General features: G+C 69.8%; 9 protein-coding genes and 2 pseudogenes. 6 read left to right on the forward strand and 5 right to left on the reverse strand.

Annotated elements, in window-relative coordinates; all coding sequences use genetic code 11:
- Positions 1-54: 54 nt before the first annotated feature.
- The gene (locus ABZ801_RS30485) at positions 55-1,323 is read right to left on the reverse strand and encodes an NlpC/P60 family protein (RefSeq protein WP_360704276.1); all 1,269 of its coding nucleotides are present in this window, start codon (positions 1,321-1,323) and stop codon (positions 55-57) included.
- Positions 1,324-1,511: 188 nt separating this feature from the next.
- On the reverse strand, positions 1,512-3,188 hold the full coding sequence (locus tag ABZ801_RS30490) for a sigma-70 family RNA polymerase sigma factor (protein WP_360704279.1): 1,677 nt from the start codon (positions 3,186-3,188) through the stop codon (positions 1,512-1,514).
- Between the two features lie 623 nt (positions 3,189-3,811).
- On the opposite strand from ABZ801_RS30490, the gene ABZ801_RS30495 reads away from it, so the two are divergent.
- Both ABZ801_RS30495 and ABZ801_RS30500 read left to right on the forward strand, forming a co-directional pair.
- The gene (locus ABZ801_RS30495; protein ID WP_360704281.1) at positions 3,812-4,813 is read left to right on the forward strand and encodes a MerR family transcriptional regulator; all 1,002 of its coding nucleotides are present in this window, start codon (positions 3,812-3,814) and stop codon (positions 4,811-4,813) included.
- Positions 4,810-7,185 carry a VIT domain-containing protein gene (locus tag ABZ801_RS30500; protein ID WP_360704284.1) on the forward strand — a complete coding sequence of 792 codons (2,376 nt, stop codon included), beginning with the start codon at positions 4,810-4,812 and terminating at the stop codon, positions 7,183-7,185. Before ABZ801_RS30495 ends, ABZ801_RS30500 begins: the two co-directional genes overlap by 4 nt.
- A gap of 468 nt (positions 7,186-7,653) precedes the next feature.
- On the opposite strand, the gene ABZ801_RS30505 is transcribed toward ABZ801_RS30500, so the two are convergent.
- Complete coding sequence (locus tag ABZ801_RS30505; RefSeq protein WP_344949251.1) at positions 7,654-9,135, reverse strand: MFS transporter; 1,482 nt, start codon at positions 9,133-9,135, stop codon at positions 7,654-7,656.
- A gap of 75 nt (positions 9,136-9,210) precedes the next feature.
- On the opposite strand from ABZ801_RS30505, the gene ABZ801_RS30510 reads away from it, so the two are divergent.
- The 4 genes and pseudogenes from ABZ801_RS30510 to ABZ801_RS30525 all read left to right on the forward strand — a co-directional run bounded on the left by ABZ801_RS30510 (position 9,211) and on the right by ABZ801_RS30525 (position 13,996).
- Positions 9,211-9,585 (forward strand): MarR family transcriptional regulator, encoded by a 375-nt coding sequence (locus ABZ801_RS30510; protein ID WP_360704287.1) that lies wholly within the window; start codon positions 9,211-9,213, stop codon positions 9,583-9,585.
- A 181-nt stretch (positions 9,586-9,766) separates the two neighbouring features.
- Positions 9,767-10,394, forward strand: a pseudogene (locus tag ABZ801_RS30515) (integrase core domain-containing protein); the annotation flags it as partial.
- 2,035 nt (positions 10,395-12,429) lie between these two features.
- A complete protein-coding gene (locus ABZ801_RS30520; RefSeq protein WP_360704290.1) occupies positions 12,430-12,819 on the forward strand; it encodes a hypothetical protein in 390 nt (129 codons plus the stop codon).
- Between the two features lie 784 nt (positions 12,820-13,603).
- Complete coding sequence (locus ABZ801_RS30525; RefSeq protein ID WP_360704292.1) at positions 13,604-13,996, forward strand: hypothetical protein; 393 nt, start codon at positions 13,604-13,606, stop codon at positions 13,994-13,996.
- Here the strand turns inward: ABZ801_RS30525 and ABZ801_RS30530 are convergent.
- Positions 13,943-14,401, reverse strand: coding sequence for a tetratricopeptide repeat protein (locus tag ABZ801_RS30530; protein WP_360704294.1), 459 nt, complete (start codon positions 14,399-14,401; stop codon positions 13,943-13,945). The two genes, ABZ801_RS30525 and ABZ801_RS30530, sit on opposite strands and share 54 nt — an antisense overlap.
- Before the next feature lie 17 nt (positions 14,402-14,418).
- Positions 14,419-15,570 (reverse strand): annotated as a pseudogene (locus ABZ801_RS30535) (tetratricopeptide repeat protein); the annotation flags it as partial.
- Positions 15,571-16,116: the final 546 nt, after the last annotated feature.

The following is a 16,116-nucleotide window of genomic DNA, read 5'->3' on the forward strand; positions in this document are numbered from 1 at the left end:
CGCCATCGCCCCGCCCCTGCCGCCGCTGTCGGGCGCCCCGCCGGACGCCACGGCTCACCTGTCTGGACGGGTGGCGCCGATGAGCCCCGGGCGCCAGATGCTGGAGATGCGCACCCTGCCCCCCGTGTAGGGGGCTTCCACCATGCGTCCCTTGCCGATGAACAATCCGACGTGGTGGATGGTGTCTGGGTCGGCGGTGTTGTACGCGTAGAACACCAGGTCGCCCGGGCGGATGCGGTTCAGGGGGATGTGCGGCCCCGACGTCCACTGCGTACCGGTCCAGTGGTCGAGCTGCACGCCCGCCTTGGCCCACGCGTACATCACCAGCCCCGAGCAGTCGAATCCGTGAATACGGGAGCCGTGCGCGATGCCGTAGCTGGGCCCGTGGACGGTGCCCCCGCCCCACGAGTACGGCGTGCCGAGCCACCGAAGCGCTGCCCGGACCACGGCCGACCCCTGGGCGTGGCTCCCCTCCAGGCCGCCCCTCGTGGCGTTGACGCTCGCCAGCGCCTGACGACGCTGGCGAGCCAGATCGTCGGCGCGTTCCCGGGCGATGCCGAGTTCGCGTTCCAAACGCCGTTTCTCCGCACCGATCTCCCGGACGGCCTCCTGCTGCCGCTGCACGGCCTGTTCGGCCGTCTGGCGGGCCCGCATCGCCCGCCGGGTCGCCGCGTTCTGCTCGGCCATTGCCGACTGGGCTTGTGCGCGGAACACGCCGGCGACGTTGCGGGCGGCCTCCAACGCTTGAAGGAGCCCTGTACGGCGGCGCGCGAGCACTTCCAGGAGGCCGGCGCGGTCCATGAAGCCCTGCGGCCCGTCGCCCCCGGCGACGACCGACGGCCAGGCGTTGTAGCCGGTGTTGGCCTGGTACGCCTCGGCGGCGAACGCGGCCAGGTTCGCACGGACCTGTGAGTGCCTGCGTTCGGCCTCGGCCAAGCGCGTCAGGGCGTCCCGGTAGGCCGCGGCCGCCCTGGCGAGTTTGACCTGCTCGCCGTTGTAGCGCTCCACGGCGAGCGCGGCTGCGGCCGCGAGCCGGTCGAGTTCGCCCGTGGCCTGCGCGAACCGCACTTTGGTCCGGGCCACCTCGTCGGCGCGTTCTTCCGCACGACGCCTGGCCTGGTCCACGTCGCGTGCGTCCGGCACCGGATCGGCCATCGCCGAGCCGGGCGTGGTCGCGGCCGCCCCCGGAGAAGCCTCGAACCCAGGAACGGGCGGTACGCCCGTCACCGTGAAGACGGCGATGCCGCCCAGGGACACCAGGCGCTTGGCCGCACTCCACCGGCGCGCTGACGGCCGCTGCCCCGTGCGCGTTCCCAGAAACACGGTCCCCCCCACCGTGATCACCTGACGCGAGGACTTCTCGCACAGCCCCACGGGTGCGAGTCAGTCACTCAGGCCACAGAGATCACTACCCTAAGCGATCAGGACGCACACGCTGCAACCTTCCACCCCGGGTCGTTCCAACGGACGCGGACACCCGACCGGACGCAGCGCAGCACTGGCCGACCTGTTCAGGCGCCGGAGCCCTGTGGTTGCGGTGTTCCTTCGGAGGGCGACGGCGTGTCGGGCTCACGGGACGAGGGGGGCGGCGGCGTGCTCGTCTCTGACGGCGGCGAGTCCGACGGAGTTGGATCCGAAGGGGGCGGGTCGGAAGGGGACGGCTGCGACGACGACACCGTGGGATGGGAGTCGCTGGGCCTCGGACGTGTCGTCGGGTCGGGCTGGGTGGGCGGACGCCACATGACGCGCACTCCCACACCGCCGGGTTGGAAGACGACGCCGCCTTCCCCCGTCGAGCCGCCACGCCTGGTGACGTCCACGTCGAGCGTGACGGTCTTCCCTGCCCCGATGCGTCCGGAGGTCCGGCCGAGCCGTATGGGTCCCCATGGCTTCGCACGCCAGTTCACCGGACCGCCCTCGGCGGTCAGTTGGAGTGTGCCGTGAGCGCCCCCTGCCAGGTCCAGGTAGAGAGGCGCCACTGCCAGGCCGGCGGGTTGGCTGCGGGCGTCCCCGTGGTCCACGAGGCGAACCCCCGGAAGATTCACCAGTGCCGTAGGCGGGGCGGACGAGACGCGCGCGCCAAGCGGATAGGTCGCCGCCACGGGGGCGCTTCCGACGTCCGCCCCCGGCGACGGCTCGCCGCCCGTAGGCAACGGCAACGCGGACGGCACCGACGGACGCGGGAAGCCCCCGGCCCCGGCCGCCGCCGTACCCGTGCCGCCCTCTGCCGCGATCAGCCAGCGGAAAGCCACCCCACCGCCTCCCAGCAGCAACACGACCACCGCCACGGCCGCCACCGCACGCCCCGCCGCGGGACGCCGCCCCACGTACGGAAGACGGCGCCCCGACCGTGTCATCCAGCGAGAAGAGGCGGAATGGCGCGATTGCTTGGGAAAGCCTGCCGGACCGAACGCGCCGACGCGCGTTGCGACGAACAACCGGTAGCCCACCAACTCGGGGTCGTAGAAGCAGGCCATCACCCGTGCCCGTAGGGACGCAGGCGGGCGGGCCCATGGCAGCAGCCCGTACACCTTGACCGCCGACACCGTCCGGGGACGCAGGACCCGGCACACATCGCACTCACGGGCGTGCCGCAAGAGCCGCTCGTTGAGATCCCCCGTGAAGGGGCCACGTCGCTGCCGCAGCAATGCCCCGCGTCCGGCACAGCCATACGGGCCCTTGTGGGCGAGGATCTCGGCGGTCAGAGCCGCCTCAAGGGCGGAGTGAGCACGCCGGAGGTGGCTCTCCACATCCTTGACGGGCAGGCCGACCACCGCCGCCAGGTCGGACACCGGCAATCGGTGCCGCACCCGCAGTTCGAGCATCTCCCGGCCGAGCGGTTCCAGGGCCTGGACGGCCTGCCACGCCATCACACGCTGGTCGACGTCGTCCTGGTCATGGCTGGCGACGGGCAGGTCGGGAGGCTGGTCGTGCCCGGGCAGACGGCGCGCGCACTCCAAACGGGCGATGGCGTAGAGCCAGGCACAGAACCGATCGGCGTCGCGCAGCCGCCCGATGTGCGCCTCGGCCACGATGAACGAGTCCCGCAACGCCGCCTGCGCGGCGTCCCGGTCGCGCAGGTGGAACCAGCAGTACCCGTAAAGGCGTCCGGCATAGGCGTCGTACACCGCCGCCGGTGCGGCCGGGTCCCGTTCACGCAGGGCCTCGACCAATAGACGGTCGTCCATGCCCTGCAAGGTAAGTGTTCCACGACCCCTCTACCGCCAATTCCACAAGATCGGAATGCTCGGACCTCGATGCATAGCCAATTTCCACCAGATCGCCATTACTAGCGTGCGATGCCTGCATTGACCGCCTCATGCCCGAACCTCACCACCTGCCGCGAGTAGCTCAGCGCGACAGCAAGATCACCTCACGTAATAGCGGCAAAGCGGGCCGCCTTCCGACACACCCCATCACTCGCGAACAAAACCAACCGCCCTACAGCCGCCCTCGACCGAAACAGCCGCCCCTCAATCAGAATCGCCAGCGGAATACCGCCACACGGTGGCAGTCCTTCACGTCAGCGCACATCGCCACCGAAACCAACTCTCACCCCGGCAAAACCACCTCCACATCAGACTCCGCACGCCCTGCCAGCACCGCAGCAGGACCACCGGCGCAGCACTCCTCTCCCACAGGCCCCAAGGGGACACCGCCACAGATCCGTCCTCCAGCACAGCCGCCCACTGCTCGCCCCGCCGACCACGCCGCCCGCCACTTCCGGCGCGCCGACATCCGCCGGCCGCCGACCGGTCAAGATCAAGTACGAGATTGACAGTGTCACAATGACAGTGTCATCATTGGCGGCATGGCAGGCACCTGGACGATCAGCGAACTGGCCGAGCGGGCCGTCGCCGCCCTGTCGGCGGGCGATCCGCTGCACGTCAACGGCCGGGTGCGGGACCTGCCCAACGAACGGCTGATCCGCTGGTACACCACGATCGGGCTGGTCGACCCGCCGCTCGGGCGCCGCGGCCGCACCGCCGTGTACGGCCCGCGACACCTGCTGCAGATCGTGGCCGTCAAGCGGCGCCAGGCCGCCGGCCGCACGATCGCCGAGATCCAGCTCGAACTGGCGGGCGCCACCGACGAGACCCTGCGCGAGATCGCCCAACTCCCCGGCGCGCCGGCCGGCACCGAGACGGCAGAGGCCGCTCAGCCACGAAGCCGCTTCTGGGCCACCCGCCCGACCACCCCCGACACTCCCTCGGACGTGACCTGGAAAGCCGACATCCGCCACACCTCGGATGCGAACAGCCCAGCCTCGTCACCGAGCCCACCTCCTGCGGCCACCACCAGCCCCCGCCGTGCCCACGTCGCCGCATCCAGAGCAAGCGGCGGCGACCGCAACGACGCGCCCCCTCAGCGGAAGGCTTCGCCACCCCCCGAGGCCGCCCCATTCCCAGAGACGGAAGCGCCGCCCCAGCACAACGTCTCCCAACCAAAGAGGGGCGCCGCCCTTCCAGAGGCACCACAGGTCGCAGCCTCATCCCTGGACGCCCCCGCTCCAACCCCGAGCGGAAACGCCTCACGCGAAAGCCGCCCCACCGCGACCGCATCAGACCTGAGCACAAACGCATCGCCCCTGGGCGACACGTCCCCAGGCCCAGCCGGACGTGAACACGCTTCCCTCGTCCAAGGCGTGCGCCTGGCGCCCGGCCTCACCGTGATGCTCGACGCTCCGACGCTCAGCCAGGACGATCTCGCCGCGATCGCGAACGCCGCCCGTCCACTGCTCGACGAGCTACGGCGCCGCGGGCTGCTCGCCCCCTTGGACACGCACATCGACCCCTCCGGGAGGCCTCAGTGACCGTCCACATCAGTCCCCTGCCCGACTCCGAGGCGCCACCGGATCCCGAGGGCGGGCTCGGCGCCCTGTCCACCGACCGGGGGAACCTGCCTCTCGACTCCGTCGACATCAAGGCCTCGATCACCGGGCTCGCCGCGGGAATCGAGCTGACGCAGGGCTTCCGCAACCCGTTCGACGTGCCGCTGGAGGCCACCTATGTCTTCCCGCTGCCGGACCGCGCCGCGGTCACCGCGCTGCGCATGGAGGCCGCCGACCGGGTCATCGAAGGGGTGCTCAAGGAACGGGAGCAGGCGCGCCACGACTACGACGCCGCCATCGCCGCGGGCCGGCGGGCCGCCATCGCCGAGGAGGACCGCCCCGACGTCTTCACCATGCGGGTGGGCAACATCCTGCCCGGCGAGCGCGTCACCATCCGGCTGACGTTGAACCAGCCGCTCCCCTATGAGGACGACCAGGCGACCTTCCGGTTCCCCCTCGTCGTCGCGCCCCGCTACATCCCCGGCACGCCACTGGACGACTCTCCGGCGGGGGACGGCGTGGCGTCCGACACCGACGCGGTGCCCGACGCGTCCCGGATCAGCCCCCCGGTGCTGCTGCCCGGCTTCCCCAACCCGGTACGCCTGTCGATCAGCGTGGACGTGGATCCGGCCGGCCTGCCGCTCACCGAGATCCACTCCGCCCTGCACGTGGTCGCCGAGGAGAGCGAGGGCGAGCGCACCACCATCCGGCTACGTCCCGGTGAACGGCTCGACCGCGACTTCCTCCTGCGCCTCACCTACACGCCGCAGGAGACCGCCTCGCTGACGTTGGTCCCGGACGACGATTCCGAAGAGGGAACGTTCACGCTGACCGTCCTGCCGACCGGACGGCACCGTCCCCGGCCGCGCGATGTCGTGCTCGTTCTGGACCGCTCCGGCAGCATGCACGGCTGGAAGATGATCGCGGCCAGGCGCGCGGCCGCCAGGATCGTCGACACCCTCCGCAGCACCGACAACTTCGCCGTGCTGGCGTTCGACAACGTGGTGGAACGGCCCCCGAACCTGGGCCCGGGACTGCTGCCGGGCAGCGACCGCAACCGGTTCCGCGCGGTCGAGTTCCTCGCGAAACTCGAGGCACGCGGCGGCACCGAGATGATCGGCCCGCTCACCAACGCGTGCGACCTCCTGCGTGACTCCGGATCCGACCGGGTGCTGATTCTGATCACCGACGGCCAGGTCGGCAACGAGGACCAGATCCTCGCCCACCTGGGGCCCCGGCTGCACGGCATCCGGGTGCACACCGTCGGCATCGACCGGGCCGTGAACGCGGGATTCCTGCAACGGCTCGCGCAGACCGGCCAGGGGCGTTGCGAGCTGGTCGAGTCGGAGAACCGGCTGGACGAGGCGATGGAGCACATCCATCACCGCGTCGGCGCCCCGCTGGTGACAGATCTGCGTCTCGTCCCCGACGGCCTGCGTCTCGTCCCCGACACGGTGACCCCCAGCCGCCTCGGCGCCCTGTACCCGGGCGTACCGCTGGTGATCTCGGGCCGGTTCCAAGGCCCGCCCCAAGGAAGCCTGACCGTGCACGGCGTGACGCCCGAGGGGACGGCTTGGCAGCAGCGTTCCACCGGCGTCGTCTCATCGGACGGCACCGTGGTCTCCCTCTGGGCCCGCGCTCACCTGCGAGACCTGGAAGACCGCTACCTCACCTCCGGCTCCGCCGACTCCGAGCGCCAGATCGTGGACACCTCCCTCCGCTTCGGCGTGCTGTGCCGTTTCACCGCGTTCGTCGCGGTGGACAGCCGAGTCGTGGCCGAGGGAGAAACCCCGCACCACGTGGTGCAGCCGGTCGAACTCCCGGCAGGCTGGTCCGCCCCCGCCACCCCGATGGCGGCGTACGGCGCTGCGATGCCGGCCCCCGCAGGCCCGCTCCCACCCGCCGGCACCGGCGCCCCACCCGCATACGCGGGCCCCCCTCCCGCCGCGCCAGGCAGCGCCCACGTGCCGGCCCGGGCACGAGCAAGGCGCCCCGGGTCTGCTCCCATCCCTGCCCCACGCCGACGCGACACCGCCCGCACCAACACGTCCGAACTCAACGAGACCCGGGAACGGCTCGCCGACTACCTCCGGCGGCTGACCTCGACCCCCATCGCCGACCAGGCCCTACTGGCCGAACTGCTGGCCTTCCTGGAAGCAAACGTTCAACGCCTCGAATCCGTCGGCACCGACGTCAGCCCCCTGTCGGCACTGATCACCGACCTGCAAGCCGTCCGCACCCCGCTCGACGCCCCCAGTCTCGAGCAACTCTGGAACCGAACCATCACAACGCTGACCGACTTCACCACCCCAAAACCCCGCCCGAAACGCCCCTTCTGGAAACGCACCCCCTAGCCAGAACCGCCGGACGAGCCACCACCCGCTGGGACGACCCGCACTTCACCACCGGCTACGGCGGGCCCACAGGAACCCCCACGTGGGCGCCGCCGTGTGCGCACCGCGGGTGCCGTCGGTGCGGCTGCACCACCTGTCGCTAACAACGCAGCCGCCCACGACTGCGCAACGGACGCCGCCATGCCCCAGCCGGATCAGCACCGGCTGGGGCCCCTGCGCCACCTCCAGCGGCAGCCGTGGCGGCACACCGGGTGGTCAAAGTCGCCTGCGGGTAGCCGCCCTGCGCCACCGAGCCATCCCCCACGACGACACAGCGGCACAGACCCCAACAGCCGATGCCCTCACGGATCAATGGCCACACCCGCTCTGGGGACTGGCTCGGCATGTGCGGCAGCGACCACGTCGGGGCCAGTACGGGTGCACGAGGGTCGGGCGCCCAGTCATTGACCATCCCCCAACCTCTCCAGGTCAGGCGTGCTTGGCCCGGTAGCGGCGGAAAAGTGGAAGGAGGTTGAGGGCTAGGCCGACCACTGCGACCGCCGTCACGAGGTTGACGCCCGGGTGGTACTGACCGAAGTCGGCGGCGCCTGCCGTGCCGGTGTGCGAGCCGCCCGCGACCAGGGCGGTGACGACGGCCAACACCAGCGCGGCGCCGACCTGGCCGGAGGTCTGCACCAGTCCGGAGGCCAGCCCCTGCTCGGAGTCGTCGATGCCGTCGGTCGCCTGGGCCATGATGGAGCTGAAGCCGAACGCGAAGCCGCCGCCGAGCAGCAGCATGGTCGGCAGGATCGTCACCACGTAGTTCGGCGTGCTGCCCGCGGTGGCCAGAAACCACACGTACCCGAGGCTCAGCGAGGTCATCGAGGCCAGGATCAGCCGGGGCGTGCCGTACCGGTCGATGAGACGTCCGACGAACGGCGAGCCGACGGCCACGATCAGTCCGGCGGGCAGCAGTGCCAGCGCCATCCGCAGCGGCGACCAGCGCAGAACATCCTGGAGGTACAGGGTCATCATGAACTGGAAGCTGAGGTAGGAGCCGAACAGCGCCACGATGCTGAGATTCGCGCGGACGATCGTGCCGATCCGCAGGATGCCCAGCCGGATCAGCGGATGCCGGACGCGTGTCTCGGTGACGACGAATCCGACGAGCAGGGCCGCGGCGAGCACCACCGCGCCGACCGTCACCGGGTCGAGCCAGCCGCGGTCCGGGGCGGACACCACCGTGTAGACGGCCAGCAACATTCCCGCGGTCAGCGTGACAGCGCCGATCAGATCGTGGCCGCCCTCGGCGGCCGGCTTGTCGCGGGGGATCAACGCGAGACCGGCGACAAGGGCGAGCAGCGCCAGCGGCACCGGGGTCAGGAACGTCCAGCGCCAGCCGAGGCCGGTGAGCAGCCCGCCCAGGATCAGCCCCGATGAGTAGCCGCTGGCTCCGAACACGGTGAACACCGACAGCGCACGGTTGCGCGCGGGTCCCTCGTGGAAGGTGGTGGTCAGGATCGACAACGCGGTCGGCGCGGTGAAGGCGGCGGCCAAGCCCTTGATGAAGCGGGTGGCGATCAACAGAACACCGTCGTCCACCAGCCCACCCACCAGCGACGCGACGGCGAAGACCGCGAGCGCTGCCAGGAAGATCCGGCGGCGGCCGAGCAGGTCCGCCATGCGACCGCCGAGAAGCAGCAGCCCGCCGTATCCCAGCACGTAGCCGTTGACGATCCACTGCAGCGCGGTGGTCGACAGGCCGAGTTCGGCGCCGATGGACGGCAGTGCCACGCCGACCATCGAGACATCCAGCCCGTCAAGGAACAAGACAGCGCACAGCACCGCGAGCACTCCCCACAGCCGGGGCGTCCAACTCTGCTGCTCGGGCACGGTCGCCGGTGGCGCGGCAACCGACACTCGTGAGGTTTCGGTGATAGTCACGAGGGAGGACAATACATGCACGTGCATCCAATGTCGACGCACAAGTTCCACCCGCATTTAATGCGAATGCATCTGATGCGCACGCATGATAAGATGCGCGTCATGGACACCGAGGCTGGCCTGGTCGCGCGGTGGCGGTCGCTGCTGACCTGCTACAACACCATCGCCTGCGAGCTGGACCGCCGCCTCCAGGAACGGCACGGCCTGAGCATGAGCGAGTTCGAGACGCTCGACCGACTCATCGACACCGGCTGTGACAAGTGCCGCATGCAGGAACTGGCCGGCGACATGTATCTCAGCCAGAGCGCCCTGTCCCGCACCGTCGCCCGGCTGGAGAAACACGGCCTCGTGGAACGCGCCATGTGCGACTCGGACCGCCGCGGAGTGTTCGTCAAGGCCACCGAAGAGGGCCGCCAGCGCCACGCCGAGGCCCGCAAGACCCACCTAGAAGTCCTGGGCGAGCACCTCGACCCCTGACCCCTGCGTACGCCCCGCCACGAGCCTGCCCATCACCGCACACCGCCAACCCTGCAGGCGTTCACCACACCGGCCCCCGCCCATGCCAGACCAGCACGCCCTCCCCGAGCACCACGGCACCCACGCCTAGCCGCGAACGCTACGTGCCCCGTACGCCAGCAACACCGCCCCCGCAAACCTTCCCGTCCTGGCGGCCTGCGACCCGCTGACCGGGCAGCAGATCCGGGCGTCCCGGGCGAGCACGCGCCGCTACGAGGATCCGGCCCCGGGCGCGATGGTCCACCTGGACGTCAAGAAACTCGGCCGGATCCCCAACGGCGGCGGCCGGCGCGTCCACGGCCACAGCGAGGCCGTGCGCGGCCGTGGCATCGGCTACGGCCACGTCCACACCGCCATCGACGACCACTCACGGCTGGCCTACGCCGAGATCCTGCCCGACGAGAAAGGCGTCACCTGCGCCGGCTTCCTGTCATGGGCGGCGCGTTTCTTCGCCGCCGTCGGTCCTCACCCGCATCCAGCGGGTGAGGACCGACAACGCCAAGAACTACCGGACCAATCGCGCCTTCGCCCAGGCGCGCCGACCTAGGAGCCCGGCAGAAGTTCACCCGGCCCCGCCACCCGTGGACCAACGGTAAGGCCGAACGCCTCAACCGCACCCTGGCCACCGAATGGGCCTACCGGCAGCCTCACAACAGCAACCCCAGCGCACCCAAGCCCTCGACCCCTGGCTCGACCACTACAACACCCAACGCCCCCACTCGGCCCTGGGCTGCCGACCACCCATCACCCGACTGACACCAAGACCATGACCAAGCACAGCTAGCGCTGCGGAGTGAGCCGTATGTGCTCAGAGAGCGATCGGCGGGTTCGGGAGGTACGCCATTCATCATGGACGGAGCATCAGCTACAGCCGGAGTCGGCGGACAGGAAGCGTTGCCAGCCCACCCACGTCCCGACGACATCACTGAGTAGGTGCCGAGGCTACGTTGCGGTGATGCCACTGCGCGATGCCGCGTGCATCTGGTGAGGGACGACAGCCGCCTATGGCCGAGGTGTGCGACGGGGCCGTGTGAGAGACGGCTGGTGTACCAGTCGACGGCGTGTCACTTCGCGAGGGCGCGGCACCTCAACGAGGATCATGGACTGCGACTCCGTCCGTACGGAATGCTGGGCGCGGCAGTGTCGCGGTCGGTCTTCCAGGGGCGGGCTCAGTGGAAAACAAGGACGACCTCCCGAAGTGCGGCCACTGTGCCGGGTCGGGTGAAGTCACCTACGAGCGACCGCAGAAGGAGAACGACGGTTCGATCACATGGCGCACGAGCGTGGAGAACTGCCACGTCTGCCGGGGCACCGGAAGGTGCCGATGAACACTAAGCGCGCGCGTTGTGGGAACGTGCCATGCGAGTGGTGCGACCGCGACGACCGGGCATGCCGGTTCTGTCGCGGGTCGGGATGGTGGCGTCCGGAGCGTCCGCATCAGACGGCCGCCGGTGAGCTGTCGTGGGCGCGCGTGGACGAGCCTTGCCGCATGTGCGGCAACACCGGCAAGGAGCACAATGCCTTGAGCGCCCCTCCGGCGCATTGAGATGCGCCCGAGCAAGGTTCATTCACGAAGGCACGGCGGCATGCGGAGCGCCGCCCGTCCGAGGTCGTAGGTCCTTGGCAGCGCGAGCCGGTCCGCTGCCCATCCTTAGAGGTCGCGCACTGTCCACGCGAGGCATACACCGCACTGACTGGAAGCGGACGGGGCGCCCGCCGCACTTCCCACACGAGAGTGGCACGCCGCGCCGCCCAAGGCCAGCGCTGCGCCGCCCTGATTGACGACGGACAAACTGTGGCACTGTCCTCGCCCCAGCCGATGCGTCCCGTGAGCCGGAGACCGACGGGTGCGCTGCACTGCCCAAGGGGGTTCGCCCACTGACTGGGACGGGTAGGTGCGCCACACGACTCGCACCGGGGAGGCACGCCGCCCGCCCGGATCGCGACGAGTGCGCTGCGATGACTGGAGACGAACAGGCCGCCACAATACCCTCGCCAGGCCGGACGCCTCCCGCTGGCCGGAGGCAGAAGGCTGCTGCGAACTGCCCACTGACTGGGGACGGCCGGGCGCGCCACAGGCCCCACACCGGGGGTACGGCACACCGCCCCAGATCGCGACGCATGCGCTGTACTAACTGGAGACGGACGGGCCGCGACATTGCCCCCGCCGGGCCGAACGCATCCCGCTCGCCGAAGGCAGACGGATGCGCTGCACTGCCCCATGCATGGGGACGGACAGACACGCCACACCACCCAGGCCGGGCGAGTGTGCCGTACTGGCTGGAGGCGGACGGGTGCGCCACACGCCCCGCGTGGGTGGTACGCCGCACCGCCAAGGCCGGGCGGGTGCGCTGCCGTGGTCTGAGATGGACGGGCTGCGGCGTTGCCCTCGCCGGGCCGAAGCGTCCTGCTGGCCGGACGCGGACGGGTGCGCTGGGCACAGGCAGGGAGGTCCGGCTCCTACTGCGCCCCGCTGGGTGACCGTCCTCTCCGGCCACTAGAGGATCGGATGACTGTCCGGGCGTTGGGCTCCACCCGCCAGCGCATCCAGGTGCTCAAGCCGAGGTGAAAGACCTGGCAGGTTCGAGCCCTGCACGAGTCGTGCAGGGGTGGCGTGCCGTCCTTGCGGTCGTGTGCAGTGTCGCTGACCCGGACGTCGTCCTACCGGCGGTGTCTGCGGCGACGGCATCTGTTTCACCGCGAGTGCGGCTGGTGACAGATGCGCCGTCATCTGCAGGACCGCTCTGGCTTGGCCTGCCGTCGATAGCGCCCCACCCGGAATCCGGCACGGCCTACCCTCGACGCATGGAGGACTCCGCGCCGCCGGTGCCCGGCATGGTCATCAGCATCCGCTCCCGCGAGGACGTGGTCATCGTCGATCCGGAACGTTTTCTCGCCACCGCCCGCCGCGCCTACCTCGAACTTCACCCGGAAGCCACCGAGGCCACCGCTGCCGAGGCCGTCGCCGACGTCCACGACGCGGTCTGGGCCTTGTTCGAACGCCACGGTCGCCTGGTGGAATCGCAGCCCTTCCCCACCGTCGGCCGCGGCGCCCCGCTTCCCGGCGTCCGCACCCTTGACCGCCCCGACGGCCTCTCCCCCGCAGGGAGCATCCAACGGATCGTCCTCAACGACGACCGTCCCCTCCAGGACCACGGGTGTTTCCTTCCCGAAGACCCGTTCGCCCTGCCCTGAAAACGTCGGGGCGTCCTGTCAGCTGAACGCAACGGCCACGAACCGGGCGACCTTTAGTTGATTTGCCGGTCTGGCTCACGGATTTCGGATTCACCGGCCAGTTGGACTAACTGACGCGTCTTCAAGGGATCAGAAGTGCACCCGATCTGCGATTTCCCGGCGCCGGCGATGAAGGAGTACGCGTGACTCACAGGCATCCGAACTACCGGCGATAGCAGCGGCTCGTCAGCCACAAGGATCGAACGCTTTTCGAGCCCGGCTTGGCCGTTCACTGGAGGTGGGTGGCTCAACATCGTCGATGGGGCGGGGCGTTCAAGGCGCGGCCGTACAGCGCTTGCCTGGCCAACCGCGAGGCCGAGCGTCGGGCCGCGTGGAAGGCGGCCCGACGTCATCGAGTCCGCCCTGGCCAGCGGCTGCGGAGCGACGCGCTGTGGAGGACGACAGCGATCACACGAGGAGAACGGTGGCGGCGGCCGCCGTGATGCAGAACAGCACACGCCACACCCACAGATGGTGGTCGATGTCATCACCAGGCATACCGCGGGCAGCTGCGTGTCGTCGCGCGCATCACCGAGCTGGTGATCCTTTGAGAGCAGTCCGTGACAGGCCGACTACGAGGCCGCAGCATTCGGCGCATATCGAACGGGCGCGTCGAAGACACCGTGAGCTGAAGCGAGGGGCAGTAGATCAAGAATCGAGAGTGGGTTGCTCACTGCCTGGCCCCTCGGCCGAGCGCTGACAGCCAGTCCCGATTGATCTTTCCAGATACGAAGGCGACGGCTCCATGATCGACCTTCTTCAGATCCTCATTATCCGGCGGCTTTTTGGACAATTCACCTCAGTCGTTCAGATATTCAAACATGGCATCGGCGAGCTCGTTGCGAAAACGTTGACCAGCGCCTCGGTGACGTTCTGGGACCACTCCCGCGACCGGATCCGGCTTCTGGTGGAGCGAGTGCGCCCCTGCCACTGCGTCGACCGGCCCCTCGCACCGCTGGAAAACGATCTTCCTCGACGTGGCATCGGCTGGTCTGGGCTCGCACTGTCGCCGCTGGTCAGGGAGTTTCGTCAGTGGCCCTGTTCAGGTCGAGTGAGCCAGGTGGGCCGTCCTGTACGGCTGTGTTCAGTTGGGAGCGCCGTACCGATCTTTGAGATGGTCGGCGTAGTGCTGCAATGAGCGTGTTATGGGGTGGTGTTCGCCGAGGGCGTCTGCAGCACATCGCTCCGCCCGTGAAACTGCTGCGATTGCCTCAGATGCGCGTCCCAGATCGCTGTAACTGGAGGCCACGTTCCCCAGCCGGATGGGGACATCAGGGTGCTCGGGCCCCAGCGCGGTTTCGGTGATGGCCAGCGCACGCTTCCCCACCGCCAGTGCCTCGGCGGCACGCCCCAGAGCGTTGTACGTCAAGGCCAGATTCCCGAGGCTGATGGCCACGCGAGGATGGTCTGGGCCCAAGGCCGCCTCCGCGATGGCCAAGGCGCGCTCCTCCAACGGCAACGCCTCGGCGGCACGCCCCAAAGCGCAGTAGGTGATCGCCAGGTTCCCCAACCGATTGGCGACGTCAAGGTGCTCCGGGCCCACGCGCCCTCGCTGATGGCGAGCGCGCGCTTCTCCAACGGCAGCGCGTCAGCGGCACGTCCGAGACCACGGAAGGTGGAGGCCAGGTTCCCCAGGAAGATGGCCACACGAAGGTGGTCAGGGCCCAGTGTGCTTTCGGTGATGGCCAGCGCACGCTCCCCCAGCGCCAGTGCCTCGGTCGCACGTCCCAAGGCGCTGTACGTCGAGGCCAGGCTTCCCAGGCTCATGGCCACACGAGGGTTGTCCGGGCCGAAGGCCGCCTCGGTGATGGCCAGCGCACGTTCCTCCAGCGGCAGCGCGTCGGCGGCACGCCCCAGATCGCTGTAGGTGGAGGCCAAATTTCCCAACCGGACGGCCACATCGGGATGGTCAGGTCCCAGGGCCGCCTCGGTGATGGCCAACGCACGCTTTCCCAGCGCCAACGCCTCGGCGGCACGCCCCAAAGCGCAGTAGGTGACGGCCAGGTTGCCCAACCGGACGGCCATATCAGGATGGTCGGGCCCCAGGGCCGTCTCCGTGATGGCCAGCGCGCGCTCCTCCAACGGCAACGCCTCGGTGGCGCGCCCCAGGCCGTTGTACGTCGAGGCCAGGTTTCCCAGACTGATCGCCACACGAGGATGGTCCGGGCCCAAGGCCGCCTCGGCGATGGCCAAGGCGCGCTCCTCCAGCGGCAGCGCCTCGGCGGCACGCCCCAAAGCGCAGTAGGTGACGGCCAGGTTCCCCAACCGGATGGCGACTTCGGGATGGTCGGGGCCCAAGGCTGTCTCGGTGATGGTGGTCGCGGTGGTGAGCATGGCCTGGGCTCGCTGGTGTTCGCCCTGGGAATGCAGGAACAGCGCCGTCTGGTTAAGGACCCGGCCGAGTTTCTCGGGTAGGCGCTCAGCCCGGTAGCGGCCGGCGAGGGCCTCGACATGTGGAACCAGCGACCGCCACAGCGGCCAGCCACCGACGTTGGAAGCCGGGTCGTCGGGCATGGCGTGGACAAGCCAGTCGAGCGCGACCGCGCGGCTCACACTGTGGTCCTGGTCCTCGGCGAAGGCGGGTGTGTGGGCCAGGACGGTCGCCTGGGTGAGGCGGTGCATCGCCACGCTCTGATGGGTCAAGGTGACCATGCTGTGGGAGGCCAGGGTTCCCAGCGCCTCGTCCACCGACTCCTCGATCTCGTCATCCATGCCGCCGAGCAGGACGCGGGGGATGTCGTCGGGGGCGTAGTGCGCCAGGATCACGGCGAGCGCCACCGCTTCGGCCGCCTGGTCGCTGAGGGTGTCCAGGGTGATGTCCCACAGGCGGGCGATGGTCGCCTGGGCCTTGTCGCCGTCGGCGGCCTTGTCGTAGTAGCGGGCCGGGTGCCACCGCAACCGTTCCAGATACGTCCCCAGACCGATGCGGGTCTGGCGGATGTAGGCGGCGGCCTGGTCCAGAGCCAGCGGCAAGAACCCCAGTTCCTCGGCGATGGCCAAGGCGGTCTGCCGGTCGGCGGAGGTGTCGTGCCCGGTGACGGTTGTGATCAACTCGGCGGCCGCCTCCGGTGCCAGCAGGTCCAGCGGCAGCGTGGCGGTTGCACCGGGCCAGCGCACATCCCGGCGGCTGGTGATCACCACGTGGCCGCCCTCCACGCTGCCGAGCAGGCCGCCGATATGGGCGGGGTCGGTGACGTTGTCCAGCACCAGCAACCAGCCCGGATGCGCCCGCAACCACCCCAGTGCCCACGCGGCGGC

The organism is Actinomadura sp. NPDC047616, from assembly GCF_040642915.1.
GTDB lineage: Bacteria > Actinomycetota > Actinomycetes > Streptosporangiales > Streptosporangiaceae > Spirillospora > Spirillospora miaoliensis.

Coding starts and splice junctions, on each gene's coding strand:
- ABZ801_RS30490 (WP_360704279.1), bottom strand. CDS start 3,188: ATGGACGACCGTCTATTGGTCGAGGCCCTGCGTGAACGGGACCCGGCC.
- ABZ801_RS30495 (WP_360704281.1), top strand. CDS start 3,812: ATGGCAGGCACCTGGACGATCAGCGAACTGGCCGAGCGGGCCGTCGCC.
- ABZ801_RS30505 (WP_344949251.1), bottom strand. CDS start 9,135: ATGCACGTGCATGTATTGTCCTCCCTCGTGACTATCACCGAAACCTCA.
- ABZ801_RS30510 (WP_360704287.1), top strand. CDS start 9,211: ATGGACACCGAGGCTGGCCTGGTCGCGCGGTGGCGGTCGCTGCTGACC.
- ABZ801_RS30520 (WP_360704290.1), top strand. CDS start 12,430: ATGGAGGACTCCGCGCCGCCGGTGCCCGGCATGGTCATCAGCATCCGC.
- ABZ801_RS30525 (WP_360704292.1), top strand. CDS start 13,604: ATGATCGACCTTCTTCAGATCCTCATTATCCGGCGGCTTTTTGGACAA.